Genomic DNA, 26,070 nt, shown 5'->3' with positions numbered 1-26,070 from the left:
AACAACGCTGTTTCGGTGCGCACTTTTAGTGCGCACCGTCTTCCTGCCACGACACCCCGTCTTACATCTTTGCGACATCTGCTTCCTGTTTGGGTCGCTCAGGGTCAATAGCTCGCCTGAGCTATGGACATGGGCATAAGCTGTGCATGTGGGCTCATCTGTCCACAAGACACCGGCATTCTGTTTCGCAACGCCACATCGTGTTGCGCCGTCCCCGACATGAGGTCTCCATGCACAAGAACGTACTCGCTGCCCTCTTCGCTTCCGGTCTGCTGGCCGGCGCACCCCTGGCCCAGGCGACCAACCTGGTGTTCTGCTCCGAAGGCAGCCCGGCCGGTTTCGATCCGGCGCAATACACCACCGGCACGGACTTCGATGCTTCGGCGGAAACCGTCTTCAACAAGCTGACCCAGTTCGAGCGCGGCGGTACCCAGGTCAAGCCGGGTCTGGCGGAGAGCTGGGACATCAGCGAAGACGGCAAGGTGTACACCTTCCACCTGCGCAAGGGCGTGAAATTCCACACCACGGACTACTTCAAGCCAACCCGCGACTTCGATGCCGATGACGTCCTGTTCACCTTCCAGCGCATGCTGGACAAGGACAATCCGTTCCGCAAGGCCTACCCCACCGAATTCCCCTACTTCACCGACATGGGCCTCGACCAGAACATCGCCAAGGTGGAAAAGGTCGACGACTACACGGTGCGCATGACCCTCAACGAAGTGGATGCGGCCTTCCTGCAGAATCTGGCGATGCCCTTCCCGTCGATCCAGTCGGCCGAATACGCCGACAAGCTGCTCAAGGCCGGCAAGGCTGCCGAGATCAACCAGAAGCCGATCGGCACCGGTCCCTTCGTCTTCAGCCGCTACCAGAAGGATGCGGTGATCCGCTACAAGGCCAACCCGGACTACTGGGACAAGGTCGATGGTCCCAAGGTGGACAATCTGATCTTCTCCATCAACACCGATCCTTCGGTGCGGATGCAGAAACTCAAGGCCGGTGAATGCCAGATCACCGTCTATCCGCGTCCGGCGGACCTGGACGGGCTGAAGAAGGACCCGAATCTCAAGCTGCCCTCGCAGCCGGGCTTCAACCTGGGCTACATCTCCTACAACACCCAGCACGGCGATCTGGGCAACCTCAAGGTGCGTCAGGCACTGGACATGGCCGTCAACAAGCAGGCCATCATCAACGCCGTCTACCAGGGCGCCGGCCAGGTGGCGGTCAATGCCATGCCGCCGACCCAATGGTCCTACGACAAATCCATCAAGGACGCGCCCTACGACCCGGAGAAGGCCAAGGCCCTGCTCAAGGAGGCCGGTTTCAAGGAAGGCACCGAGTTCACCCTCTGGGCCATGCCGGTGCAACGTCCCTATAACCCCAACGCTCGTCTGATGGCGGAAATCCTGCAACAGGACTGGGCCAAGATCGGCGTCAAGACCAAGATCGTCAGCTACGAATGGGGCGAGTACAACAAGCGCGCCAAGGCCGGCGAGCACGACATCATGCTGATCGGCTGGAGCGGCGACAACGGTGACCCGGACAACTGGCTGGCGACCCTCTTCGGCTGCAACGCCATCGGCGGCAACAACTATTCCCGCTGGTGCTACAAGCCCTTCGACGATCTGGTGGTCAAGGCCAAGCGCGTGACCGACCAGGGCGAGCGCACCAAGCTCTACGAACAGGCCCAGCAGGTGCTCAAGCAGCAGGTGCCCATGACGCCCATCGCGCATTCCACGGTCTACATGCCGATGCGCAAGGAAGTCCAGGACTACAAGATCAGCCCCTTCGGGTTGAACGAGTTCTACGGCGTCAGCGTCAGCAAGTGAAGCCGCTTGGCCAGGGTCGGGAGCCAGACTCCCGGCCTTGGCCGTTCATTTGACTGATGGAGTAAGACCCATGCGCCTTCCCTACGCCTACTCGTTGCTGGCGGCGAGCCTGCTCGCCTGCGCTCCGCTCGCCCAGGCGGCGAGCAATCTCGTCTACTGCTCGGAAGCCAGCCCCGCCGGTTTCGATCCCGCGCAATACACCTCGGGCACCGAATTCGATGCCTCGGCGGAAACGGTCTTCAACCGCCTGGTGCAGTTCCAGCGCGGCGGCACCACCCTGGAGCCGGGCCTGGCGACCCAGTGGGACGTGAGCGCGGATGGCAGGACCTACACCTTCCACCTGCGCCAGGGCGTGAAATTCCACAGCACCGACTACTTCAAGCCAACTCGCGACTTCAACGCCGACGACGTGGTCTTCACCTTCCAGCGCATGCTCAACGAGGAGCAGCCCTTCCGTAAGGCCTATCCTACGGAATTCCCCTACTTCACCGACATGGGGCTGGACCAGAACATCGCCAAGGTGGCCAAGGTCGACGACCGCACCGTGGTCTTCACCCTGAACAAGGTCGATGCCGCCTTCGCCGCCGACCTGGCCATGAGCTTCGCCTCCATTCAATCGGCCGAGTACGCCGCGCAGTTGCTCAAGGAAGGCAAGCCCGAGCTGCTCAACCAGCAGCCCATCGGCACCGGGCCCTTCGTCTTCAGCCGCTACCAGAAGGATGCGGTGATCCGCTTCAAGGGCAATCCGGACTACTGGAAGCCCGAGGACGTCAAGCTCGACAACCTGATCTTCGCCATCACCCCCGACGCCGCCACCCGTCTGCAGAAGCTCAAGGCCAACGAATGCCAGGTCAGCGGCTATGCGCGCCCGGCGGACCTGGTGGAGATGAAGCAGGATGCCAACCTCAAGGTGCTGCAGCAGCCGGGCTTCAACGTCGGCTTCCTCGCCTACAACGTCCAGCATCCGCCGCTGGACAAGCCCGAGGTACGCCGCGCCCTGGACATGGCCATCAACAAGCAGGCCATCGTCGACACCGTGTTCCAGGGGGCCGGCCAGGTCGCACAGAACGTGATCCCGCCGAATCAGTGGTCCTACGACACCACCATCAAGGGCGCGCCCTATGACCCGACCAAGGCCCGCGTGCTGCTCAAGCAGGCGGGGATAGAGGACGGTACCGAGATCGCCCTCTGGGCCATGACCGTACAGCGCGCCTCCAATCCCAACGCCCGCCAGTCGGCGCAGATGATCCAGCAGGACTGGGCCAAGGTCGGCATCAAGGCCAGGATCGTCAGCTACGAATGGGGCGAGTACATCAAGCGCGCCAAGGCCGGCGAACACGATGTGCTGACCTATGGCTGGACCGGCGACAACGGCGATCCGGACAACTGGCTGGGCGTGCTCTACGGCTGCAGCGCCATCGGCGGCAGCAACTATGCGCGCTGGTGCGACAAGGACTACGACGCCCTCATCCAGAAGGCCAAGACCAGCAACGATCGGGCCGAGCGCATCTGTCTCTACGAGCAGGCGCAGGCGCTCATTCGCCAGCAGGTGCCGGTGAGCCCCATGGCCCACTCGGTGGTGTCCCAGCCCATGCGCAAAGAAGTGCAGGGCTTCAAGATCAATCCCTTCGGCGTCACCGGTTTCTATGGCGTAAGCCTCGACCGCTGATTCTGTCCGACCCGCCTCGCGGGCCTTCACGAGGAGCCTTCCGTGTCCAAACCGCTATTCTCGCTGTCTCTCGCCGCCCTCCTCTGCCTGACGGCCAATGCCGCCCTGGCCCGGCCCCTGGTGGTCTGCACCGAGGCCAATCCGGAAGGCTTCGATCCGGGTCGCTACACCTCCGGCTATACCTTCAACGCCTCGGCCACGCCGCTGTACAACCGATTGGTGGAATTCAAGCAGGGCACCGCCGAGCTGGAGCCGGGCCTGGCCGAAAGCTGGGAGGTCTCCCCCGATGGCCTGCAGTACACCTTCGCCCTGCGCCAGGGGGTGAAATTCCACACCACCGACTACTTCAAGCCGACGCGTGACTTCAACGCCGACGACGTGGTGTTCAGCTTCGAGCGCATGCTCGACAAGGACAATCCCTGGTACAACCTCTCCCCCAGTGGCTATCCCTATGCGGCGGCCATGGAGATGGGCACGCTGATCAAGTCCATCGACAAGGTGGACGACAGCCACGTGCGCTTCACCCTCAACCAGCCCGAGGCGCCCTTCCTCGCCGACCTGGCGATGGCCTTCGGCTCGATCCTGTCCAAGGAATACGCCGACAGCCTGCTGGCCAGCAAGAAGACCGACGACATCAACCAGAAGCCCATCGGCACCGGTCCCTTCGTCTTCCAGCGTTATGCCAAGGATTCCAATACCCGTTACAAGGTCAATCCGGACTACTTCAGCCAGAAGCCGCAGATGGACGGCCTGGTACTGGCGGTGACCCTGGATCCCAATGTGCGCATCCAGCGGGTACGCAACAACGAGTGCCAGATCGGCCTGACGGTCAAACCGCAGGACGTGCCGATGCTCAAGCAGGACAAGAGCGTCAAGCTGGCCCAGGTGGAAAGCCAGACCACCTCCTACCTGGCGATGAATACCAGGCACAAGGCGCTGAGCGACGTGCGGGTGCGCCAAGCCATCGCCATGGCCTTCGATCAGCAGAACTACCTGAAGACGGTGTTCGGCGAAGGCGGCGCCAAGGCGGCGATCAATCCCTATCCCTCTTCGCTGCTGGGCTATGCCAAGGACATCAAGCCCTGGCCCCATGACGTGGAAAAGGCCAAGGCGCTGCTCAAGGAAGCCGGGTATGCCGATGGCTTCACCCTCAAGTACTACATCAGCACCGGTACCGGGCCTGGCGGCAGCCCGGCGTTGGTGGCCCAGCTGATCCAGGGCGACCTGGCCAAGATCGGCATCAAGGCCGAGATCACCCAGTTCGAGTGGGGCGAGTTCGTCAAGCGCACCAAGGCCGGCGAGCACGACCTGATGATGATGAGCTGGACCGGCGACAACGGGGATCCGGACAACTTCCTCACCAACAACCTGAGCTGCGCAGCGGTGCAGGGCGGCGAGAATCGCGCCTTCTGGTGCGACAAGGCCTTCAACGATGCCATCGAGCAGGCCAAGCGCATCAACGACCCGGCCAAGCGGACCGCGCTCTACGAGCAGGCCCAGCAGATCTTCCACCAGCAGATGCCCTGGATTCCGCTGGCGCACCCGCTGTTCACCGATGTCCTGCAACCCAAGGTGCAGGGCTATGTGCAGAGTCCGCTGGGGGTCTACGACTTCTCCACGGTAACCCTCGACTGATCGGCGCCTGATGCCGTAAGCGACCGGGCCCGGGCGGCCCGTCCCCTCGACCTCACCCGCCTCGCGCCGTGTTTCGGCGCGACGGGTTCGGCCGTGCCGGAAAACGCCCAGATAACAGAAAAAATGACCGCTTTGGAGCACACCCGATGACCAACGTCCACCGGGGAGGCCTCGCCCTCTCCCTGCTCACCCTGGCACTGACCGCCCACGCCCAGTCCCCGGCGCCGGAAGATCCCAGCTACGCCAACGAGGTCCAGACCCTGCCCAACGTGCAGAAGCCGGTGAAGGGCCAGGAAGGCGCCAAGGGCTTTTTCGCTGACGACAGCCTGACCCTGGCCACGCGCAACTTCTTCGCCCGGGAGACCAGCTCCGATCCGATCTTCAGCTACAGCAAGAACGGCACCCGGGTACGCACCCACTCGCGCAATACCTGGGTCCAGGCGACGGCGCTCAAGTACAGCTCCGGCTACACCCAGGGTCCGGTGGGCTTCGGCATCGACGTCGCCGGCTATCAAGCCACCAACCTGGAGCGGGGCAAGGGCCAGATCGGTGGCGGCGGCAACCGCACCCTGGCCAACGCCGAGGGCGAGGGCCATGCCGAGTGGTCCAAGCTGGGCATCGCCGATGCGCGCTTCCGCGTCTCCAACACCGAACTCAAGATCGGCCGTTTCATGCTCGACACCCCGGTGATCAGCTACAACGACAACCGACCCTTCCCCTCCGGTTTCGACGGCTTCGCCCTGACCAGCGATGAATGGGACAACCTATCGCTGCAGGGTGGCAGCTTTACCCGCGTCAGCCCGCGGACCGGCGCCGGCGACGAGAAGTGGACCACCGAGTACGGCACCCGCGAGGTCACCGCCGACCGCCTGAGCTTTCTCGGTGGCAACTACAAGCTGCCCCAGGGCTGGGAGGTCAGCGTCTATGGCGCCAACTTCGAGGACGTCTGGAACCAGTACTTCCTGAGCATCACCCAGGCCGGCGGCACTCTCGACACCTTCGCCTGGAAGGCGGTAGCCAACGCCTATCGCACCGTCGACGCCGGCAGCGCCAAGGCCGGCGACATCGACAATACCGCCTGGAGCCTGGCGTTCACCGGCAGCCACCAGGCCCATAGCCTGACCCTGGCCTACCAGCAGATCGACGGCAACGAATACTTCGACTACGCCCACGAGACCGCGGCCATCTACCTGGCCAACTCCCTGGTCTCGGACTACAACGGCCCCAACGAGAAGTCGCTGCAGCTGCGCTACGAGACCGACTGGAGCTACTTCGGCGTGCCCGGCCTGAGTACCGGCGTCTGGTACGCCAAGGGCTGGGACATCGACGGCACCCACTACGACGCCGGCGCCGGCAAGTACGCCAACTATGCCGAGGTCCTGCAGCAGGATGGTGAGAAGCACCGCGAGATCGGCCTGGTCACCACCTACAAGGTGCAGCAGGGCACCCTCAAGGACAGCCGCTTCCGTCTGCTGCTGACCGATCACCGCGCCAGCCAGAACCAGGTGGACGGCAACGTCAAGGAGCTGCGCTTGGTCTCCACCCTGCCGTTCAACCTGCTGTGATGGCAGGACCCGGCGGCTTCCACGCAGTGTCCGGCATCTGGCGGGGATCGCGTCGCGAACACCGGCGAAGCCCTGGCCGTGTCGAGGATATCGACGCCCGTGGCAACGTGGTAGTCTGCCGGGTTAGGAGCCCTGGCCCAGAGCGCTCTTCGAACCTATTCGTAGGACCGAATGAGCCTGCCTCGCGCAGGCCTCGTTCGTCGCGGACCAGGACGGTCCTTTCAGGGATGAATCCAGACCCACAAGGTCTGAGAGTCAGAGCAAAAGCTCATGAGCTTTTGCGCGGGCTTTCACTTAAAAACGCGGCCGGGCACGTACTCGCGCCGTCTTGATCAGCCTCAAGAGGAGATACCCCCTCCGATGCTCGCCTTCATCGCCCGTCGCTTCGGGCTGCTGATACCGACGTTCTTCGGCGTGACCCTGCTGACCTTCGCCCTGATCCGCCTCATCCCCGGCGATCCGGTGGAGGTCATGATGGGCGAACGCCGCGTCGATCCGCAGATGCACGCCGAAGCCATGCACCGCCTGGGCCTCGACAAGCCCCTGTACCAGCAGTATTTCGACTACATCGGCAACCTCGCCCAGGGCAACCTCGGCGAATCCCTGCGCAGTCGCGTCGGGGTCTGGGACGAATTCCTGACCCTGTTCCCGGCCACCCTGGAACTCTCGGTGGCGGCCATGCTGTTCGCCACGGTGTTCGGCGTGCTGGCCGGCATCATCGCCGCCCTCAGGCGCGGCACCACGGTGGACCACGGGGTGATGGGCGTGGCCCTGACCGGCTACTCCATGCCGATCTTCTGGTGGGGCCTGCTGCTGATCATGCTGTTCTCGGTGCAGCTCGGCTGGACCCCGGTTTCCGGCCGCCTGGACCTGCTCTACGACATCCCGCCGCGCACCGGCTTCATGCTCATCGACACCCTGCTCTCCGACGAGCCCGGCGCCTTCGTCGATGCCCTCAAGCACCTGATCCTGCCGGCCATCGTGGTGGGCACCATTCCCCTGGCGGTGATCGCCCGCATGACCCGCTCGGCCATGCTCGAGGTGTTGCGCGAGGACTATGTGCGCACCGCCCGCGCCAAGGGCCTGTCGCCCAAGCGGGTGGTCTTCGTCCATGCCCTGCGCAACGCTCTGATCCCGGTACTGACCGTGCTCGGCCTGCAGGTCGGCAGCCTGCTCTCCGGCGCGGTGCTCACCGAGACCATCTTTTCCTGGCCCGGCATCGGCAAGTGGCTGATCGAGGCCATCGGCGCCCGGGACTACCCGGTGGTGCAGAACGGCATCCTGCTGATCGCCACCCTGGTCATCCTGGTCAATTTCGTCGTGGACATCCTCTACGGCCTGGTCAATCCGCGCATCCGCCACCAGCGTTGATGCGCCCATACGGACAGAGCCTATGACAACGGTAAACACTCCGGCCGCTCAAGACCCGAGCGCCCTCTACCCCTCTCCCTTCAAGGAATTCTGGCACGCCTTCGCCCGCAACAAGGGCGCCCTCGGCGGGCTGATCTTCATGGTCATCGTGGTGTTCTGCGCGCTCTTCGCGCCCTGGGTCGCACCCCATGCACCCAGCGAGCAGTTCCGCGACTTCATGCTCACCCCGCCGCTATGGCTGGACGGTGGCAACAGCCAGTTCCCCCTGGGCACCGACGAGCTGGGGCGTGACCTGCTCAGCCGTCTGATCCACGGCGCCCGCCTGTCGCTGCTGATCGGCCTGGCCTCGGTGGTCTTCTCGCTGATCCCCGGCATCCTGCTCGGCCTGGTCGCCGGCTTCTCGCCCAATCGCGCCGGTCCGGTGATCATGCGCCTGATGGACATCATGCTGGCGCTGCCGTCGCTGCTGCTGGCCGTCGCCATCGTCGCCATCCTCGGCCCAGGCCTGATCAATACCGTGGTGGCCATCGCCATCGTCTCGCTGCCGTCCTATGTCCGCCTGACCCGCGCCGCGGTGATGGGCGAACTGCATCGCGACTACGTTACCGCCTCGCGGCTGGCCGGCGCCGGTACCCTGCGGCTGATGTTCGTCAGTGTGCTGCCCAACTGCATGGCGCCACTGATCGTCCAGGCCACCCTGAGCTTTTCCTCGGCGATCCTCGATGCCGCCGCCCTGGGCTTCCTCGGCCTCGGCGTGCAGCCGCCCACTCCCGAATGGGGCACCATGCTGGCCTCGGCCCGCGACTACATCGAGCGCGCCTGGTGGGTGGTGACCCTGCCGGGTCTCGCCATCCTCTTCACCGTGCTGGCCATCAACCTGATGGGCGACGGCCTGCGCGATGCCCTCGATCCGCGTCTGAAGGTGCAGTCATGAGCCTCCTCGAAATCCAGAACCTCTCGGTGCGCTTCGGCGGCACCGACGCCCCGCCGGTGGTGGAAGCCCTCGATCTCACGGTGGATCAGGGCGAGATCGTCGCCATCGTCGGCGAATCCGGCTCCGGCAAGTCGGTGACCATGATGGCCGTGATGGGCCTGATCGATCATCCCGGCCGCATCACCGCCGACCGCCTGGCCTTCGACGGCCAGGACCTGCTCAGCCTCAAGGGCCGTCGCCGGCGCCACCTGATCGGCAAGGAGCTGTCGATGGTCTTCCAGGACCCGATGACGGCGCTCAATCCCAGCTACACCGTGGGCTTCCAGCTCGAAGAGGTGATCCGCCAGCACCTGGGCCTCAAGGGTCGCGCCGCTCGCCAGCGCGCCCTGGAGTTGCTGGAAAAGGTCGAGATCCCGGCCGCGGCCAGTCGCCTGGGCGCCTATCCGCACCAGCTGTCCGGGGGCATGAGCCAGCGCGTCGCCATCGCCATGGCCATCGCCGCCGAGCCGCGCCTGCTGATCGCCGACGAACCCACCACCGCCCTGGACGTGACCATCCAGGCGCAGATCATGGAGCTCCTGGTCAATCTGCAGCGCGACGAGGGCATGGGCCTGATCCTCATCACCCATGACCTCGCCGTGGTGGCCGAGACCGCCCAGCGCGTGGTGGTGATGTATGCCGGCCAGGCGGTGGAGAAAGGCGTGGTGCCGACCCTGTTCGACGCCCCTGCGCATCCCTACACCGAAGCCCTGCTGGCGGCCATTCCCGAGCACAGCCAGACGGACCGCCTGCACACCCTGCCCGGCATCGTCCCCGGTCGCTATGACCGGCCGGCCGGCTGCCTACTCAGTCCGCGCTGCCCCTATGTGCAGCCGCGCTGCCAGGAACGCCCGGCGCTGGAGCCCTACGACCGCGGTGCGGTGCGCTGCTTCTTCCCGCGCAACGTCGCTCCGGGCGAGACGCCCGAGGTGCTGCCCGAACATCAACGTCCCAGCCAGTTGCCGGAGGATCGCCATGGCGCCGTCTGAAGCCACCGTCCTCGCCCGCTCCACCACCCCGGAGCAGGCGCCCGAGCATCTCGTGCTCGAAGCCAAGGGCCTGACCCAGCACTATCAAATCTCCCGCGGCCTGTTCAAGGACAATGCCACGGTCAAGGCGCTCAACGGCGTTTCCTTCGACCTCCAGGCCGGGCGTACCCTGGCCGTGGTGGGTGAGTCGGGCTGTGGCAAGTCCACCCTGGCCCGCGCCCTGACCCTGATCGAGCAGCCCACCGCCGGCAGCCTGGTCATCGGCGGCCAGGACGTGGCCAAGGCCGACGCCGCCCGGCGCAAGGAACTGCGCCGCGAAGTGCAGATGGTGTTCCAGAACCCCTACGCCTCGCTCAATCCGCGGCGCAAGATCGGCGACCAGCTGGCCGAGCCGCTGCAGATCAACACCAGCCTGTCGCGCACCGAAAGGCGCGAGAAGGTGCAGGCGATGATGCAGCAGGTGGGCTTGCGGCCCGAGCACTACCAACGCTACCCGCACATGTTCTCCGGCGGCCAGCGCCAGCGCATCGCCGTGGCCCGCGCCATGATGCTGCAGCCCAAGGTGCTGGTGGCGGACGAGCCGACCTCGGCGCTGGACGTGTCCATCCAGGCGCAGGTGCTCAACCTGTTCATGGATCTGCAGCAGCAGTACCGGACCGCCTATGTGTTCATCTCCCACAACCTCTCGGTGGTGCGCCACATCGCCGACGAGGTGATGGTGATGTACCTCGGCTGCATCGTCGAAAAGACCAGTCGCGACCTGCTATTCGAGCGGCCCCTGCATCCCTATACCCAGATGCTGCTGTCGGCCACCCCGAGCCTGCACCCGGACCCGAGCAAGCCGCGCATCCGCATCCAGGGCGAACTGCCCAACCCGCTGGATCCGCCACCCGGTTGCGTCTTCCACCGTCGCTGTCCCTATGCGACGGAGAAGTGCAAGACCGAGGTCCCGGCGCTGCGCAACGTGGAAGCCCGGCAGGTGGCCTGCCACTATGCGGAGAACTTTCTCTAGGCCATCGGGCCGTTGGGCTTCGCTGGCGCTCAACCAACCTACGAAAGTCCTGTAGGTTGGGTTGAGACGGCTCCATCGTCGAAGCCCAACACCTTTGGCCTGGCGCTGTAATGTTGGGCTTCGCCGGCGCTCAACCCAACCTACGAAAGTCCTGTAGGTTGGGTTGGGACGGCTCCATCGTCGAAGCCCAACAGGCCTTTTCCCCGCTACAGGCTGCCTCCCCATGCACATCCGCCCTTTCCAGCCCGCCGACACCGAGGCCGTGGTCAGCCTCTGGCAGGCCTGCGGTCTGACCCGCCCCTGGAACGACCCCTACCGCGACATCCAGCGCAAGCGCGCCGAGCAACCCGAGTTGTTCCTGGTGGGCGAAGCGGACGGGACCCTCATGGCCAGTGCCATGATCGGCACCGATGGCCATCGCGGCTGGCTCTACTACCTGGCGGTCGCCCCTGCGCACCAGCGCCGCGGCCATGCCCGGCGACTGGTGCAGACCGCCGAACGGCTGCTGATCGAACGCGGCTGTCCCAAGCTGCAGCTGATGGTGCGCCAGGACAATGCGGCGATCCTCGGCTTCTATGCGGCCTTGGGCTATGTCGAGGCCGCGGTCGTCATCCTGGGCAAACGGCTGATCGCCGACGATTAGCTAGCCTCCGCCTTGGACCGTTGGGCTTCGCTGCGCTCAGCGCCAACCTGCGTCAGCGGGGCAGCAGGTCCACCAACGGCCCCGGATGCCTGCGGACCTCGGCGTAGGGCACCAGGGTGTCGCCAGGTTCATCGCAGTTGCGGGCGGCGCGGAAAAAGGTCGGACCGAGGTAGAGGCCCTTGGGCGTCAGGTACCAGGGCGCAAATTGCCAGACGTCGGCGCTGCGATAGTCGCAGCCGTCGCCATCGGCCGGCGCCCGCATCAGCTGCGGATACAGGCGGGTGAACAGCCGTATCAGCCAGGGCGCCAGGGTCTGTTCCCGATAGTCCGCCAGGGCCTGGGAATAGCGCTCCTCCGGCTGCGGACGGATCGGCTGGCCATGGCCCAGCCAGAGGACGTCTTCCAGCACCAGCTCCTGGCCGGTCTGCAGATCCAGGGTCAGGGGCGCGCTGCCGAAATCCGGATGGGCTGCGCCGCTGCAGCTGTACTGGCTGAACAGATTGACGCTGAGCACCCGCTCGGTGAGCAGGTGCGGGGTCACCTGCAGGCTGTGCTCGCCGTCAGGGCCGATGCAGCTCAAATGGGCATCCACCTCCGCCCAGAGTCGTTCGCGCAGCACGGCATTGGCCGCCTCGCTGGCACCCTCGACGGTGAACAGCCGCAGGCCCGAGACCGGCTCGTGCCACCAGCGCAGCTCACGACCCATGAAACTCTGGCGCCCGCCCTGTTCCAGCTTGAGGCCCTGCAGGCGGCGATATTCGTAAGGATCGTCATGGCGCAGTTTCTGCCAATAGCGATCCGCCGCGGCGGACTGCCCCAGTTGCAGCGGTCCCAGGGCGAGGGGCAGGGTCTTGCCGGCGCCACTCCAGCTGCCGGTCCAGCGGCCGTCCGTGCCGCGCGTCAGCGACCAGCTGGCCTTGGGGCCGTCCTGCCAGGGCGCGCCCTCCTCCAGCTCGAGCCGGTCGCCCGGCTGCGCCGGACCGCTCAGGCGCAGGTCGCGGCGATAGCGATCGTAGAAATAGCGGCCATAGGCCTCGTCGTTGGCGGTGGGATCGATCTCCACCACCACCCGGGCCTGGCCCAGGGTGCCTTCTAGCAGCAGCTTTTCGGCATGGGCGGCGCCGGTGGTCAGCAGCAGGGCCAACCCCAATCCGGACAGGCAAGATTTCATCAGGGCTCCCGCAGCCAGCGTGTCGGTGTTGCGCCCAGGGTAGAGCAGCAACGCCAGGCTGTCTTGTGGACCGGCGGACGAGACACTGCCGCCCGCGCGTTCAGCCATGGGAGAATGGCGTTTTTCCAACCCTGGACGCCCATGGAACTCCCCGCCCTGCTCACCCGCCTGCACGCGATCCGCGATGCCAACGCCTGGCGGCGCTATCACAACCCCAAGAATCTGGCGATGGCCGCCAGCGTCGAGATGGCCGAGCTGGTGGAGATCTTCCAGTGGAAGAGCGATGCCGAGGCACGCGACTTGAGCGCTACCGAGCGCGAGCACGCCGGCCAGGAAATCGCCGACGTGCTGCTCTATCTGCTGCAACTGGGCAGCGAACTGGAGCTGGACGTGGAGCAGGCGGTGCTGGCCAAGCTGGCCGACAACGAGAGGCGCTTCCTGCCGTGAGCGATACCTTCTTCGACGACCGCGCCACCCGTTTCGCGGCCAACATCTATGGCGGCACCAAGGGCGCCATCCGCCTGGCCGTACTGCAGGCGGATCTGACCGAAGTGCTACCGCAACGCCCGCTGCGGGTGCTGGACATCGGCGCCGGCCTGGGCCACATGAGTCTCTGGCTGGCGCAACAGGGCCATGCCGTGACCCTGGCCGAGCCCTCGGCACCCATGCTGGCGGGGGCCCAGCAGTCCTTCGCCGCCGCCGGACTCGACGCCGACTGGCTGGCGCTGCCCTGGCAGGAGTTGCCCGCCTTCGCCGAACCCTTCGACCTGGTGCTCTGCCACGCGGTGCTGGAATGGCTGGAAACGCCCACGGCGATCCTGCCGACGCTGCACCGCTGCCTGGCGCCGGACGGCTGGCTGTCCCTGGCCTTCTACAACCGCGACGCCCTGATCTATCGCAACCTGCTCAAGGGGCATTTTCGCAAGCTCAGGCATGGCGATTACGCCGGCGCGGGCCAACGCGGCCTCACGCCGCAACAGCCCCTCGATCCGCGCGAGGTCGCGGCCTGGCTGGCGCCGGACTGGCGGATCCAGGCGCGCAGCGGCGTGCGGGTCTTCCATGACTACATGCCGCCGGAATTCCAGACCCGCGCCAACGGCGAGGAGCTGGTGGCCATGGAGCTGGCCCACCGGCGGCACCCGGCTTTCGCGGGCCTGGGGCGCTATCTGCATTGGCTCTGCCAAGCTAAGGCAGGATGACCCCGGGCGCGGTATGCTCTGGCCAGCATTCCTTCGAGGAACCGGTCATGCGTCGCCCCCTGCTCTGCCTGTCGCTCGCGCTGCTCGCCCTGGCCGGTTGCCAGACGCCCAATCCCTATGTCGCCAGCAGCCTCCCCGAAGCCTCGGCGCCGGTGCTGCCGCAGCAGGATCCGGCGGCCTATCCGCCGGCACCGCGTGACTGGAGTCGCTATCGCACCTGGAGCTGGGCACCCGGCGCCGCGGTGATCAGCGGCGGCCTGGATGGCCAGACCGTGCAGCAGGCAGTGGCCGATGGCCTCGACCAGCGCGGCTTGCGGCCGGCCATCGGCGGTGCCCGCGCCGATCTGCAGGTGCGTGCCCGCCTCACCCAGCAACAGCGTAGCGAGCAATACACCGACTACTACGACACCGGCTATGGCCACGGAGGCTACGGGCCCTATGGCTACGGCCCCGGCTATGGCGCCAGCGTCGGCCAGGCGCGGACCCGCACCCGGACCTTCCTGGTCGACGTGCTGGAGGTGGAATTGCTCGATGCCGCCACCGGCCAGATGCTCTGGCATTCGGCTGCCGAACAGGCCACCGGCGGCAACAGCGGCGAACGTGCGCGTACCCTGCGCGAGACCACCCGCCGGCTGCTGGCCAACTATCCGCCGAACTGAAGGGATAAGTGGCCCTTGAGCCAGTCCAAGCAGACTACTACCCTCACCTCCGAGGATCGCCCATGAAACGTTGCCTCCTGCTGCTTGCGGTCCTTTTGCTGGCAGCCTGCGCCGAACGTGGCCCGCGCAATCTGGACTATGACGCCAGCCGCGACTTCGCCACCTATCGCAGCTGGGGCTGGGCGGACCCGGCCATCGAGTACCGCCCCAACGATCCACGGGTGCGCAGCGATCTCACCGAGCAGCGCCTGCGTGACTCGGTCAGCGCCGGTCTCGACCAGCGCGGGCTGCGCCCCGCGGCGGCAGGCACGCGCCCGGATCTGAAGATCAAGCTCTATGTGATCCTCGATCAGCGCCAACAGAGCTACAGTTATGCCGATCCCTACTGGGGTCCGGGCTGGGGTGGCCCCTGGGGCTCCGCCTGGGGTCCCGGCCCCTGGGGGCCGAGCTATGTGCGCACCCAGACCGTCACCTACCCGGTGATGACGGTCCAGCTCGACATGCTCGATGGCCGTGACGGCAAGCTGGTCTGGCGCGCCAGCGAAGAGCGCCTGCTGGACGACCAGAACGCCACGCCGGCCCAACGCAGCGCCGCCTTCAGCCGCCTGATCAACGAGCTGCTCATCAGCTACCCACCGCGGCCTTGAGCGCCCGACCGTCCGGGCAGCTCAGCGCTGCCCCTGGTCAGACCGCGAGCAGACGGCTGGGGGGCGGTGGCGGATAATGGCCGCTGGCCAGGTACCCCTCGCGCCGTCCTTGGCCACCTCGCGGGAACCCTGACTGTCGTCCAGCGCCGTCCAGGTTCAACATGCCGTCCACGCCCATCGCCACTCGCCGCAGCCACACTCTGTTGCTGCGCCTCTTCCCGGTCATCTGCGCCCTGCCGATCCTGCTCGGCCTCGGCTGCTACCTGCTGATCAGGACCGCCACCAGCCAGGACGCCGACGTCCAGCAAAGAGCCCGGACCTATATCGACCGCACCCTGGTGCAGGTCGATAACGAGATCGGCCACAACATCATCAACTACGCCAAGTGGGGCGAGGCCTACAAGCACCTGCACCTGGCGGTCGACCTCTTCTGGGCCAACGACGAGCGCAACGTCGGCGACATCCCCTACGAGCTCTATGGCTACAACGGGGTCTTCGTGCTGGATCCGCAGGATCGTACCGTCTATGCGGTGATCGATGGCCGGCCGACGGAGCGCGCGGCCGCGCAGTGGCTCGAAGGCGATCTGGCCGGCCTGCTGGCGGCCACCCGCCAGCGCCCCGGCGAGACCGAGAGCCTGGTACGGGTGCTGGGCGTGGGTGGCGTCCCGGCACTGGTCGCCGCGGCCACCATTACGCCGGGCGCGAGCTACAGCGTGGCCCCGGGTCCCGGCGCGCCCTCGGTGATGCTGTTCGTCAACGTGCTCGATCCGGACACCCTGGCCCATCTCAGCGACACCTATGGCCTGCCGCGACTCAAGGCATCGCGGGTGCCCCTGGTCGACCACGAATATCTGCGGTTGCTGGATTCGCCGCTGCTGCTCAACTGGCAGCCGCCGCAACCCGGCGCCCAGCTCCTGCGCCGCACCCTGCCGGTCTTGCTGGCCGGGGTGCTGCTGCTCGGGCTGGTGCTGGCCCTGCTGATCCGCCATGCGCTGAACTCGGCACGGCAGCTCGACCAGCAGTTCGATGCCCTGGTCGCCAGCCAGGCCGAGCTGAGCCGCAGCGAAAGGCGCTTTCGCGAGCTCGCCGAGGCGGCCTCCGACTGGCTGTGGGAAAGCGATACCGCAGGCCGCATCGTCTACCTGTCCGAACGCTTCGCCCGCATCACCGGGCACACGCCCGGCAGCTGGCTCGGCCGGCCGCTGGCGGAGCTGTTCAGCAGCGAGACGACCCCACTGGCCGCCTGGCTCCAGGACAACGCTCGACACCTCGACGAGCGCCAGGTGCTGCGCTGTCATTATCGCGATCGCCTGGGTCAGGCCCGGGTCTGCGAGATCACCGCCCGGCCCCTGCCCAAGAGCGCGGGCTTTCGCGGTACCGCCAGTGACATCACCGCCGCGGTCAATGCCCAGGCGGAAATCGAACATCTGTCGCAACACGACAGCCTGACCGGCCTGGCCAATCGCCTGCAATTGCAGCACTACCTGGCGCGCAAGCTGACGCAAGCCAGGACCCCACTGACATTGCTCAGCCTGGATCTGGATCGCTTCAAGCCGGTCAACGACAGCCTCGGCCACGCCGCCGGCGATCGGGTGCTGCAGGAAATCGCCCGGCGTCTGCAGGCCAGTCTGAGGCCCGGTGGCCTGGTGGCGCGCCTGGGCGGTGACGAATTCATCGTGGTGCTGCTCGGTCACCTGGATGTGGCGACGGTCGACCAGATCTGCACGCGCCTGGTGAACGCCATCGGCCGACCCATCCTGCTGGAGGAGCAGTCGGTCAGCGTCGGCACCAGCATCGGCATCGCCCAGGCGCCGGAGCAGGCCAGCCAGGTCGAGGACCTGTTGCGCCTGGCGGATATCGCGCTGTACCAGGCCAAGGCCGCGGGCCGCAACGGCTGGTGCTTCCATGCCCCGGCGATGGACGCCCAGCTCAGCCAGCGGCGCGTCCTGGAACAGGAGCTGCGCCAGGCGCTGGCGCTCGACCAGCTGCGCCCGGGTTACCTGCCCCGCCAGAGCGCCGTCGAGGGCACGCTGAGCGCCATCGAGGTCCGCCTGCACTGGGCCCATCCGCAGCGCGGCCTGCTGCCGCCGGAGACTTTCCTGCCCCTGGCCGAAGAAACCGGACTCAGCGTTCCCCTGGAATTCTGGTTGCTGGACAACGCCTGTCACGGGGCCGCGACCTGGCCCGTGCCGCTGCGGCTGGTGATCAGCCTGTCCGCGCGCCCGTGCGCTGATGGCGAGGCCCTGGTCGCGACGGTCGCCCGCGCCTTGCAGACGAGCGGCCTGGCAGCGGAACGCCTGGAGCTGCAGCTGCCCGAGGCCTCGCTGCAGGCAGCAGGCGCGCCGTCAATGATCCAGCTGCAGGCGCTCAAGGCCTTGGGCGTGCGCCTGAGCCTGGCCGACTTCGGCACCGACTCAGGCGCCCTGGAGGCGCTACGCCAACCCTTGCTGGATGGCATCAACCTGGATAGCCGTCTGGTCGCGCGCCTGGAAAATGAGCAGGCCGATGCCGCCATCGCCCAGGCACTGATCGGCCTGGGACGAACCCTGGGCCTCAGGGTGACGGCAACGGGCGTGGAGACGCCTGGCCAGTTGGCCTGGCTGCGGACGCAGCACTGCGACGAGGTCCAGGGGGCACTGTTCGGTCCCTCCCTGACCGGCCGCGAACTGGCGGCGCTGCTGGCAACCCGACCTGCGGGCGGGTCGATGACCTAGAGGCGCTCCAACCACCCCAGATCGCCCCCTCGGGCTGGAGCCGGATAGCAGCCATAGGGCGCATACCCATGGGTACAGACCGGATCGGCACGCAGGGTGAGTTCGCCCACCGGTTGCGCGCGCCAGCCCTCCAGCAGGGCGATAGCGGCCAGGGCCGCGAGCAGGGCGATGAACAGCGCGGAGCGAATTGTTCTTGTCAGGCGCATGGTGACCTCCCGCGGGACGATTGCCAGGATCGGCAGACAGCGTCTCCGCTCCTTGAGTATCGACCCCTGGCGCTCATTTTGCCGCCCCGGGCGGGTCCCGATCGCGCAATGCTGCACTGCGGCAGATGCAACAGTGGGGACGGCGGCGCTCGACGGAGAGCCCGGACAAGGCTGCGCCGTTGTCCAGGTTACGCGAGAAGCCCCGCCCTCCCCCTATCCCTAAGGGAGAAGGCTGGGGAGAGGGAAAGCCGGACGCAAGGGCCTCAGGCGATCTCCACCCGCTCCCCGTTCAGCCGCACCGCCCAGGTGGGCAGCGCCTGCTCGGGATACTCCAGGCAGCCGCCGTCCGCCAGGCGGAAGTGCTGCTTGTACAGTGGCGAGGCGATCACCAGGTCCTGGCCCAACTGGCCGACGATGCCGCGGCCGATGACGTTGGCGCCGGACTTGGGATCGCGGTTGCCCACGGCGAAGACCTTCTGCTCGGTCTCCGGCAGATAGAACAGCGCCACCTGCTCACCCTCGTGCAGGGCCACCACGCCGGACTGGGGCACAAGATCGGCCAGGCTGCACAGGGGTTGCCAGCGGGGTTCGAGGGCACGCGCGGTAGTGGTCTGGGTCATGGTCAGGCCTCCTCGGTCAGGTTGATCAGGTGCAGTTCGCCATGGCGCACCGGCCGACGCTGGCCACGCTCCTTGACGAAGTGGATGTCCGGGTCGCTGCCGCGCTGGTTGACGAAGGTACGGAAGCGCTTGAGCTTGTCGGGATCGTTCAGGGCGTTGGCCCATTCGCATTCGTAGCGATCCACCACCAGCTGCATCTGGGCTTCCAGCTCGGCGCCCAGGCCCAGGCTGTCGTCGATGATCACCTGCTTGAGGTAATCCAGCCCGCCTTCCAGCGACTCGCGCCACACCGAGGTACGCTGCAGGCGGTCGGCGGTGCGGATGTAGAACATCAGCAGACGGTCGATGTAGCGGATCAGGGTTTCGTCGTCCAGGTCGGTGGCGAACAGCTCGGCGTGACGCGGGCGCATGCCGCCATTGCCGCAGACATAGAGATTCCAGCCGTTCTCGGTGGCGATCACACCAATGTCCTTGCTCTGCGCCTCGGCGCATTCGCGGGTGCAGCCGCTGACCGCGAACTTGAGCTTGTGGGGCGCGCGCAGGCCCTTGTAGCGGTGCTCGATGTCCAGCGCCATCTTGACGCTGTCCTGCACGCCGTAGCGGCACCAGGTACTGCCCACGCAGCTCTTCACCGTGCGGGTCGACTTGCCATAGGCGTGGCCGGTCTCGAAACCGGCGGCGATCAGCTCGCCCCAGATGTCCGGCAGTTCATGCAGCTGGGCCCCGAAGAGATCGATGCGCTGGCCGCCGGTGATCTTGGTATAGAGGTCGTATTTCTTCGCCACCTGGCCGATGGCGATCAGGCCTTCCGGGCTGATCTCGCCGCCCGGGATGCGCGGCACCACCGAATAGGTACCGTTCTTCTGCATGTTGGCCATGAAGGTGTCGTTGGTGTCCTGCAGTGGCACCAGGTGCGGATCGGTGATGGGTGCGTTCCAGCAGGAGGCCAGGACGTTGGCCACCGCCGGCTTGCAGATGTCGCAACCATGGTGACCGCGGCCGTGGCGCGCCAAGAGCTCGTCGAAACTCTGGATGCCTTCCACCCGTACCAGGTGATAGAGCTCCTGGCGGGTATGGGCGAAGTGTTCGCAGAGGCTCTTGTCGACCTCGACGCCCCGGGCGATCAGCTCGTGCTCGAAGACCTGCTTGACCAGCGCGGCGCAGCCGCCGCAACCGGTGGCGGCCTTGGTGCAGCTCTTGATGCCGGCCAGATCGGTGCAGCCGGCGTCGATGGCGGCGCAGACGGCGCCCTTGGTGACGTTGTGGCAGGAGCAGAGGGTGGCGGTGGCCGGCAGGGCATCGGCGCCCAGGGTCGGGGCACCCTCGCCCACCGGCATGATCAGGCTGGCCGGATCCTGGGGCAGCGGGATGCCGTTCTGGGCGTATTGCAGCAGGGTGTCGTAGTAGCTGTTGTCACCCACCAGCACGGCGCCGAGCACCTGCTTGCCGTCGGCGGAGACCACCAGGCGGCGGTAGCTGGCGCTGGCTTCGTCGATGTAGCGATAGCTACGCGCGCCGGGGGTGGCGCCGTGGGCATCGCCGATGGAGCCCACGTCCACGCCCAGCAGCTTGAGCTTGGTGGACATGTCGGCGCCGGTGAAGGGCGTGGCCTGGCCGTGGCAGAGGGTGGCGGCCACCAGGCGGGCCATCTGGTAGCCCGGGGCGACCAGGCCGAAGATGCTGCCGTTCCAGGCGGCGCACTCGCCGATGGCGTGGATGAAGGGATCGCTGGTCAGGCAGCCGTCGTCCACCGCAACCCCGCCGCGGGCGCCGAGTTCCAGGCCGCAGCTGCGGGCCAGGGCGTCCTGGGGGCGGATGCCGGCGGAAAACAGGATCAGGTCGGTCTCGAGGAAATCCTCGCCGGCGAAATTCATGCGGTAGCGATACTCGCTGCCGGCGGTGATGTTCTGGGTGGCCTTGGACAGGTGCACGCCCACGCCCAGGTCCTCGATACGCTGCTTGAGGGCGGCGCCACCGAGGTCGTCCAGCTGCACCGGCATCAGCCGCGGGGCGAATTCCACCACATGGGCCTCCAGGCCCAGGGATTTCAGCGCATTGGCCGCTTCCAGGCCGAGCAGGCCACCGCCCACCACCACGCCGCGGCGTGCCTTGGCGGCGGCCAGGCGGATGGTGTCCAGGTCGTCCAGGGTGCGATAGACCAGGCGCGAATCGCCTTCGGCGCCCTCGATGGGCGGTACGAAGGGATAGGAGCCGGTAGCCAGCACCAGGCGGTCGTAGCCAAAGGCGCCTGCAGGAGTCAGCACCTCGCGCTGTTCGCGGTCGATGGCGGTCACCGCGCAGCCCAGGTGCAGCACCAGGCCGGGCACGGCATAGAGGCCGACTTCGCTCATGGCCAGGGACTCGGCATCGCGGCCGGCGAAGTACTCGGAAAGGTGCACCCGGTCATAGGCGCGCTGGCGCTCTTCGCCGAAGACATGGATCTCGTAGTGGTCCAGGGCGCCGGCGGCCAGCAGCTGCTCGACGAGATGATGGCCGACCATGCCGTTGCCGACGACGATCAGGCGTTCTTTGCGGGTCACGATGCTGTTCATGGAGGCTATCCCCCGGCCGAGGCCAATCAGGTTGATTCGCGGCAAATAAAAAAGGCGCCTGAAACCTTGCGGTCTCAGGCGCCTTTGCCTGTTCTAGTTAGGGAGGAGCCCTTGGCTCTGCTCCGTGCCCGTCGCCTGCTGTGGCTGTCGATCGCCGTTGATCGACCGGGCGACCCGAATGGGCGGGTCTGCCAGGTCTTCTGCATCGGCTGTGCCAGTTCTGCCTCTTCGCCCGAAGATCCGCCGCTGGCGCGGGCTGTAGCCCGCCGAGCGCGTTGCCGGCATGTGTCCGAGCGCCCGCCGAGCAGAACCACAACGGTGCAAGACCCGGCCAGTCTGCCCCGTCACGGCGCATCTCGACCGCCATCGCAACGACCTCGGCCAGCGCCCCCGGCACCCCGCCAAGCCAGCAGTCATGCGCTCCCTGGGGGCGCCGGGCCAAGCTGGCGCGGGCCTTGCTAAATCCCTGGCCTGGAGCGGTCAACGCCGATCGCTTCCTTTCACGACAAAGGCGCCGTGTTCGCCTCCCTCCGGGGAGCGCGACCGGCGCCTTTTCGCTTTCTGGTTTTCGAAGGATCCTTGCCATGGCCACTACCCACATCAAGAGCGTCTGCCCCTACTGCGGCGTCGGCTGCGGGATCGTCATGCAGGTGGAAGACGGCCGGATCACCAAGGTCAGCGGCGATCGCGACCATCCCGCCAATCGCGGCCGGCTCTGCACCAAGGGCAGCACCAGCCACCAGGCGCTGGTGGACAGCGGGCGCATGGAGCAGGCCTATGTCCGCCACGACCGCTCCCACGAACCGGTGCAGACCGGGCTGGACCAGGCCATCGCCGCCACCGCCGAACGCCTGCGCGCCATCCTCGACCGCGACGGACCCGACGCCATCGCCTTCTATGTGTCCGGGCAGATGTCGCTGGAAGCCCAGTACCTGGCGAGCAAGCTGGCACGGGGTTTCATCGGCACCAATCAGCTCGAATCCAATTCCCGCCTGTGCATGGCCAGTGCCGGCACCGGTTACAAGCTGTCCCTCGGCGCCGACGGCCCGCCCGGTTCCTATGATGACCTCGACCGCGCCGACCTCTTCCTGGTCAGCGGCGCCAACATGGCCGACTGTCATCCCATCCTCTTTCTGCGGCTGCTGGATCGGGTCAAGCGCGGCGCCAAGCTGATCGTGATAGATCCGCGGCGCACCGCCACCGCCGAAAAGGCCGATCTCTTCCTGCAACTGCGTCCGGGCACCGATCTGCTGCTGCTCAACGGCCTGCTGCATCTGCTGCACGCCGAGGGCTATCTCGACGAGGCCTTCATCGCCGCCCATACCGAGGGTTGGGCGGCCATGCCCGCCTTTCTCGCCGAGTACACCCCGGCACGCGTGGCCGCCGGGACGGGGCTGGCCGAGGCGGACATCCGCACCGCAGCGCGCTGGATCGGCGAGGCCGGCGAATGGACCAGCCTCTGGACCATGGGCTTGAACCAGAGCACCCACGGCACCTGGAGCACCAACGCCCTGTGCAACCTGCACTTGGCCACCGGCAAGATTTGCCGCCCCGGGAGCGGCCCCTTCTCCCTGACCGGCCAGCCCAATGCCATGGGCGGCCGCGAGATGGGCTACATGGGCCCCGGCCTGCCCGGCCAGCGCAGCCTGCTCTCGCCTGCCGACCGCGCCTTCGTCGAGCGCGCCTGGCGGATTCCGCAAGGTACCCTGCACACCCGCCTGGGCCGGGGCACCGTCGCCCTGTTCGAGGACCTGGCCGCCGGCACCGTGAAGGCCTGCTGGATCATCTGCACCAACCCGGTGGCCAGCGTGGCCAATCGCGAGACGGTCATCCGCGGGCTGCAGGCCGCCGAACTGGTGATCACGCAGGATGCCTTTCTCGACACCGAGACCAACAGCTACGCCGACATCCTCTTGCCCGGCGCGCTCTGGGCCGAGGCCGACGGGGTGCTGATCAATTCCGAGCGCAACCTGACCCTGGCGCCCCAGGCCGTCCTCCCGCCCGGCGAGGCCCGCGCCGACTGGCGGATCATCGCCGACGTGGCCTGCGCCCTGGGCTATGGCGAACACTTCACCTACGCCTCGGCCGCCGAGGTGTTCGACGAGATCCGGCAGTTCCACAACCCCCAGACCGGCTACGACCTCCGCGGCGCCAGTCATGCCCGGCTGCGCGAGACGCCGCTGCAATGGCCCTGCCCCAGCGCAGAGAGCGATCCGCGCCAGCCGATCCGCTATCGCAACGACGGCCGCAGCCAAACCCAGCGCCTGGATGAGACCGGCGAACCGGCCGCGCTGAACTTCGCCACCCCTAGCGGCAAGGCGCAATTCTTCGCCCGTCCGCACCTGGACCCGGCGGAACTGCCCGATGCCGACTACCCCTTCGTGCTCAACACCGGGCGTCTGCAGCACCAGTGGCATACGCTGACCAAGACCGGCAAGATCGCCGCACTGAATCGCCTCAATCCGGCGCCCTTCGTCGAGGTACATCCCCAGGACGCCGAGGCGCTGGGGCTCAGCGCGGGCGACCGCCTGGAAATCACCTCGCGTCGCGGCCGCGCGGTGCTGCCGGTGACCGTCAGCGACCGGGTCCGGCCCGGCAACTGCTTCGCGCCCTTTCACTGGGCCGACGTCCAGGGCAGCGACCTGGCCATCAACGCCGTCACCAGCGACGCCGTCGATCCGCTCTCGCTGCAACCGGAACTCAAGGTCTGCGCGGTGCGCCTGACCCGGGTCGCCACCATCCCCCACCGCCAGCTGCCGGCCGACGAGCCCGTCACCGAGAGCATCCGCCAGCCCGCCCTGGCGCGGCTGGCCGATCTCACCGGAGTCGCCACCGCGCTACGGCCCCAGCTCAGCGCGGCCGAACGCACCTACCTGGCCGGCTTCATGGACGGCCTGCGCGATGGTGGCGCCCAGGGCGTGCCCTGCCTGCCGGCCCAGGCGCCGCTGGCCACCGACACCCGGCTCTGGCTCGACGGCCTGCTCGCCGGGCTGTTCAGCCGCCTGCCGGAAAGCCAGGCCGCCGGCCTGGTCATTGCCCCCACCGCCGCGGCCGATCTGGTGGTGCTCTGGGCCTCCCAGACCGGCAACGCCGAAGCCCTGGCCGAGCGCTGCGTCGCCCGCCTGTGCCAGACCGGTCTCACCGTGGAACTGCACGACATGGCCGCCTATGCCGTGGAACGCCTGACCGGTGCCCGCCGTGTCCTGCTGGTGAGCAGTACCTTCGGCGATGGCGAAGCCCCGGACAATGGCCAGGCCTTCTGGCAGGGCCTCAGCCGCCTCGACGCCTCCCTGGCCGAGCTCGACTACGCCGTGCTGGCCCTGGGCGATTCCACCTACGAGCAATTCTGCGGCCATGGCCAGCGCCTCGACGCCCGCCTGGCCGAACTCGGCGCCCGGCGCCTCTGCCCGCGCCTGGACTGCGACGCCGATGGCCTCGACGGCGCCGACGCCTGGCTGACCGCCCTGCAAGGGCAGTTGGCACCCCAGGCCGAGCACGTGCCCGTCGCCAATCCGACCGCAACCAGCCGCCCGACGGCGGTACCCGCACGACTGGTCATCAACCGGAGACTCAACAGTGCCAGGTCCAACAAGGAGGTCCGGCTATTCGGTTTCGAGTCCGATCAGCCCCTGGCCTACCAGGCCGGCGACGCCTTGAGCGTGAAGGCACGCAACTGCCCGGAGCTGGTCGAGGAAGTCCTCGCCCTCGCCGGACTGGACGGCGCACAACCGGTCACGGTGGCCACGGTCGGGGAGCTGTCGCTGCGCCAGGCGCTGAGCGAACACTACGAGATCGCCCGCCCCAGCCCCGAGACCCTGGCGCTGATCGCCGAGCGCAGCGGCGATGCCGATTGCCGTGCCCTGCTGGGCGACCGTGACGAACTCAAGACCTGGCTCTGGGGCCGGCAACTGGCCGACGTCCTGGCCAGCTTTCCCGCCCGGTACGACGCCGGCGAATTGCTCGGCAGCCTCAAGCGCCTGCAGCCACGCCTCTACTCCATCGCCTCCAGCCCCCTGGCCCATGCCGGCCAGGTGCACCTCACCGTCTCGGCGGTGCGCTATGGCCGGCGCAAGGGCGTGGCCTCCAGCTTTCTCGCCGACCGGATGGGCGAGGCGACCACCGAGGTGCATATCCAGGCTTCACGTCACTTTCGCCTGCCGGAGCAAGGCGACGTCCCCCTGATCATGATCGGCCCCGGCACCGGCATCGCGCCCTTCCGCGGCTTTCTCCATGAGCGCCGCGCGCGGGGCGACCACGGCCGCAACTGGCTGTTCTTCGGCGAGCAGCACGCCGTCCATGACTTCTACTACCGCGACGAACTGGAAGCCTTCCAGCGCGATGGCCTGCTGAGCGAGCTGAGCCTGGCCTTCTCCCGCGACCAGGCCGAGAAGATCTATGTGCAGGATCGGCTACGCGAACGCGGCGCCGAAATCTGGCGCTGGCTGCAGGACGGCGCCCGTGTCTATGTCTGCGGCGATGCCAGCCGCATGGCCAAGGACGTCGACCAGGCCCTGCGCCAGGTGGTCGCCACCCATGGCCACCTCAGCGACGAGGCCGCCACGGAATATGTCCGCGGCATGAGTGAGCAGAAGCGGTACCTGAAGGACGTGTACTGA

19 protein-coding genes are annotated in these 26,070 nt (G+C 67.1%); 15 read left to right on the top strand and 4 right to left on the bottom strand.

Features of this window, described 5'->3' with window-relative positions; translation table 11 throughout:
- Positions 1 to 230 precede the first annotated feature (230 nt).
- From RCF34_RS07960 to RCF34_RS07920, 9 genes are all read left to right on the top strand, one after another.
- Complete coding sequence (locus RCF34_RS07960; RefSeq protein WP_308707702.1) at positions 231 to 1,829, top strand: ABC transporter substrate-binding protein; 1,599 nt, start codon at positions 231 to 233, stop codon at positions 1,827 to 1,829.
- Between the two features lie 70 nt (positions 1,830 to 1,899).
- Entirely contained in the window at positions 1,900 to 3,498 is a 1,599-nt protein-coding gene (locus RCF34_RS07955) for an ABC transporter substrate-binding protein (RefSeq protein WP_308707701.1), read from the top strand.
- Between the two features lie 42 nt (positions 3,499 to 3,540).
- Entirely contained in the window at positions 3,541 to 5,133 is a 1,593-nt protein-coding gene (locus tag RCF34_RS07950; RefSeq protein WP_308707700.1) for an ABC transporter substrate-binding protein, read from the top strand.
- A 146-nt stretch (positions 5,134 to 5,279) separates the two neighbouring features.
- Positions 5,280 to 6,698: an OprD family outer membrane porin gene (locus RCF34_RS07945; RefSeq protein WP_308707699.1), complete on the top strand. Its 1,419-nt coding sequence runs from the start codon at positions 5,280 to 5,282 to the stop codon at positions 6,696 to 6,698.
- Positions 6,699 to 7,058: 360 nt separating this feature from the next.
- Positions 7,059 to 8,069: an ABC transporter permease subunit gene (locus RCF34_RS07940; RefSeq protein ID WP_183631124.1), complete on the top strand. Its 1,011-nt coding sequence runs from the start codon at positions 7,059 to 7,061 to the stop codon at positions 8,067 to 8,069.
- 22 nt (positions 8,070 to 8,091) lie between these two features.
- The gene (locus tag RCF34_RS07935; RefSeq protein WP_027602553.1) at positions 8,092 to 9,003 is read left to right on the top strand and encodes an ABC transporter permease subunit; all 912 of its coding nucleotides are present in this window, start codon (positions 8,092 to 8,094) and stop codon (positions 9,001 to 9,003) included.
- Complete coding sequence (locus tag RCF34_RS07930; protein WP_308707698.1) at positions 9,000 to 10,031, top strand: ABC transporter ATP-binding protein; 1,032 nt, start codon at positions 9,000 to 9,002, stop codon at positions 10,029 to 10,031. The genes RCF34_RS07935 and RCF34_RS07930 overlap by 4 nt, the downstream gene beginning before the upstream one ends.
- A complete protein-coding gene (locus RCF34_RS07925) occupies positions 10,018 to 11,043 on the top strand; it encodes a peptide ABC transporter ATP-binding protein (protein ID WP_308707696.1) in 1,026 nt (341 codons plus the stop codon). Before RCF34_RS07930 ends, RCF34_RS07925 begins: the two co-directional genes overlap by 14 nt.
- 223 nt (positions 11,044 to 11,266) lie before the next feature.
- Complete coding sequence (locus tag RCF34_RS07920) at positions 11,267 to 11,686, top strand: GNAT family acetyltransferase (protein ID WP_308707694.1); 420 nt, start codon at positions 11,267 to 11,269, stop codon at positions 11,684 to 11,686.
- Positions 11,687 to 11,738: 52 nt separating this feature from the next.
- Here the strand turns inward: RCF34_RS07920 and RCF34_RS07915 are convergent, their stop codons facing one another.
- A complete protein-coding gene (locus RCF34_RS07915; RefSeq protein ID WP_308707693.1) occupies positions 11,739 to 12,857 on the bottom strand; it encodes a hypothetical protein in 1,119 nt (372 codons plus the stop codon).
- A gap of 141 nt (positions 12,858 to 12,998) precedes the next feature.
- Between RCF34_RS07915 and RCF34_RS07910 the strand changes: the two genes are divergently transcribed.
- From RCF34_RS07910 to RCF34_RS07890, 5 genes are all read left to right on the top strand, one after another.
- Positions 12,999 to 13,304 carry a nucleotide pyrophosphohydrolase gene (locus RCF34_RS07910; protein ID WP_308707692.1) on the top strand — a complete coding sequence of 102 codons (306 nt, stop codon included), beginning with the start codon at positions 12,999 to 13,001 and terminating at the stop codon, positions 13,302 to 13,304.
- Positions 13,301 to 14,056 (top strand): methyltransferase domain-containing protein, encoded by a 756-nt coding sequence (locus RCF34_RS07905; protein ID WP_308707691.1) that lies wholly within the window; start codon positions 13,301 to 13,303, stop codon positions 14,054 to 14,056. The genes RCF34_RS07910 and RCF34_RS07905 overlap by 4 nt, the downstream gene beginning before the upstream one ends.
- A gap of 47 nt (positions 14,057 to 14,103) precedes the next feature.
- Positions 14,104 to 14,715: a DUF4136 domain-containing protein gene (locus RCF34_RS07900; protein ID WP_308707689.1), complete on the top strand. Its 612-nt coding sequence runs from the start codon at positions 14,104 to 14,106 to the stop codon at positions 14,713 to 14,715.
- A gap of 62 nt (positions 14,716 to 14,777) precedes the next feature.
- Positions 14,778 to 15,362, top strand: a complete 585-nt coding sequence (locus RCF34_RS07895; protein WP_308707688.1) for a DUF4136 domain-containing protein — start codon at positions 14,778 to 14,780, stop codon at positions 15,360 to 15,362.
- Between the two features lie 161 nt (positions 15,363 to 15,523).
- On the top strand, positions 15,524 to 18,076 hold the full coding sequence (locus tag RCF34_RS07890) for an EAL domain-containing protein (protein ID WP_308707687.1): 2,553 nt from the start codon (positions 15,524 to 15,526) through the stop codon (positions 18,074 to 18,076).
- On the opposite strand, the gene RCF34_RS07885 is transcribed toward RCF34_RS07890, so the two are convergent.
- From RCF34_RS07885 to nirB, 3 genes are all read right to left on the bottom strand, one after another.
- Complete coding sequence (locus tag RCF34_RS07885) at positions 18,073 to 18,282, bottom strand: hypothetical protein (protein WP_308707686.1); 210 nt, start codon at positions 18,280 to 18,282, stop codon at positions 18,073 to 18,075. The genes RCF34_RS07890 and RCF34_RS07885 overlap by 4 nt on opposite strands.
- A gap of 263 nt (positions 18,283 to 18,545) precedes the next feature.
- A complete protein-coding gene (nirD, locus tag RCF34_RS07880; protein WP_241807658.1) occupies positions 18,546 to 18,902 on the bottom strand; it encodes a nitrite reductase small subunit NirD in 357 nt (118 codons plus the stop codon).
- Between the two features lie 2 nt (positions 18,903 to 18,904).
- Positions 18,905 to 21,454, bottom strand: a complete 2,550-nt coding sequence (nirB, locus tag RCF34_RS07875; protein WP_308707685.1) for a nitrite reductase large subunit NirB — start codon at positions 21,452 to 21,454, stop codon at positions 18,905 to 18,907.
- Between the two features lie 584 nt (positions 21,455 to 22,038).
- On the opposite strand from nirB, the gene RCF34_RS07870 reads away from it, so the two are divergent.
- Positions 22,039 to 26,070, top strand: coding sequence for a bifunctional nitrate reductase/sulfite reductase flavoprotein subunit alpha (locus tag RCF34_RS07870; RefSeq protein WP_308707684.1), 4,032 nt, complete (start codon positions 22,039 to 22,041; stop codon positions 26,068 to 26,070).

The organism is Pseudomonas sp. 102515 (genome assembly GCF_031085165.1).
GTDB lineage: Bacteria > Pseudomonadota > Gammaproteobacteria > Pseudomonadales > Pseudomonadaceae > Chryseomonas.
The sequence above is the reverse complement of the archived record's forward strand: the minus strand, read 5'-3'. Positions and strand labels throughout refer to the sequence as shown.

Excerpts from the sequence above, each read along its gene's own strand:
- RCF34_RS07960 (WP_308707702.1), top strand. The coding sequence starts at position 231 with ATGCACAAGAACGTACTCGCTGCCCTCTTCGCTTCCGGTCTGCTGGCC.
- RCF34_RS07955 (WP_308707701.1), top strand. The coding sequence starts at position 1,900 with ATGCGCCTTCCCTACGCCTACTCGTTGCTGGCGGCGAGCCTGCTCGCC.
- RCF34_RS07945 (WP_308707699.1), top strand. The coding sequence starts at position 5,280 with ATGACCAACGTCCACCGGGGAGGCCTCGCCCTCTCCCTGCTCACCCTG.
- RCF34_RS07940 (WP_183631124.1), top strand. The coding sequence starts at position 7,059 with ATGCTCGCCTTCATCGCCCGTCGCTTCGGGCTGCTGATACCGACGTTC.
- RCF34_RS07935 (WP_027602553.1), top strand. The coding sequence starts at position 8,092 with ATGACAACGGTAAACACTCCGGCCGCTCAAGACCCGAGCGCCCTCTAC.
- RCF34_RS07930 (WP_308707698.1), top strand. The coding sequence starts at position 9,000 with ATGAGCCTCCTCGAAATCCAGAACCTCTCGGTGCGCTTCGGCGGCACC.
- RCF34_RS07925 (WP_308707696.1), top strand. The coding sequence starts at position 10,018 with ATGGCGCCGTCTGAAGCCACCGTCCTCGCCCGCTCCACCACCCCGGAG.
- RCF34_RS07920 (WP_308707694.1), top strand. The coding sequence starts at position 11,267 with ATGCACATCCGCCCTTTCCAGCCCGCCGACACCGAGGCCGTGGTCAGC.
- RCF34_RS07915 (WP_308707693.1), bottom strand. The coding sequence starts at position 12,857 with ATGAAATCTTGCCTGTCCGGATTGGGGTTGGCCCTGCTGCTGACCACC.
- RCF34_RS07910 (WP_308707692.1), top strand. The coding sequence starts at position 12,999 with ATGGAACTCCCCGCCCTGCTCACCCGCCTGCACGCGATCCGCGATGCC.
- RCF34_RS07900 (WP_308707689.1), top strand. The coding sequence starts at position 14,104 with ATGCGTCGCCCCCTGCTCTGCCTGTCGCTCGCGCTGCTCGCCCTGGCC.
- RCF34_RS07895 (WP_308707688.1), top strand. The coding sequence starts at position 14,778 with ATGAAACGTTGCCTCCTGCTGCTTGCGGTCCTTTTGCTGGCAGCCTGC.
- RCF34_RS07890 (WP_308707687.1), top strand. The coding sequence starts at position 15,524 with ATGCCGTCCACGCCCATCGCCACTCGCCGCAGCCACACTCTGTTGCTG.
- RCF34_RS07885 (WP_308707686.1), bottom strand. The coding sequence starts at position 18,282 with ATGCGCCTGACAAGAACAATTCGCTCCGCGCTGTTCATCGCCCTGCTC.
- nirD (WP_241807658.1), bottom strand. The coding sequence starts at position 18,902 with ATGACCCAGACCACTACCGCGCGTGCCCTCGAACCCCGCTGGCAACCC.
- nirB (WP_308707685.1), bottom strand. The coding sequence starts at position 21,454 with ATGAACAGCATCGTGACCCGCAAAGAACGCCTGATCGTCGTCGGCAAC.
- RCF34_RS07870 (WP_308707684.1), top strand. The coding sequence starts at position 22,039 with ATGGCCACTACCCACATCAAGAGCGTCTGCCCCTACTGCGGCGTCGGC.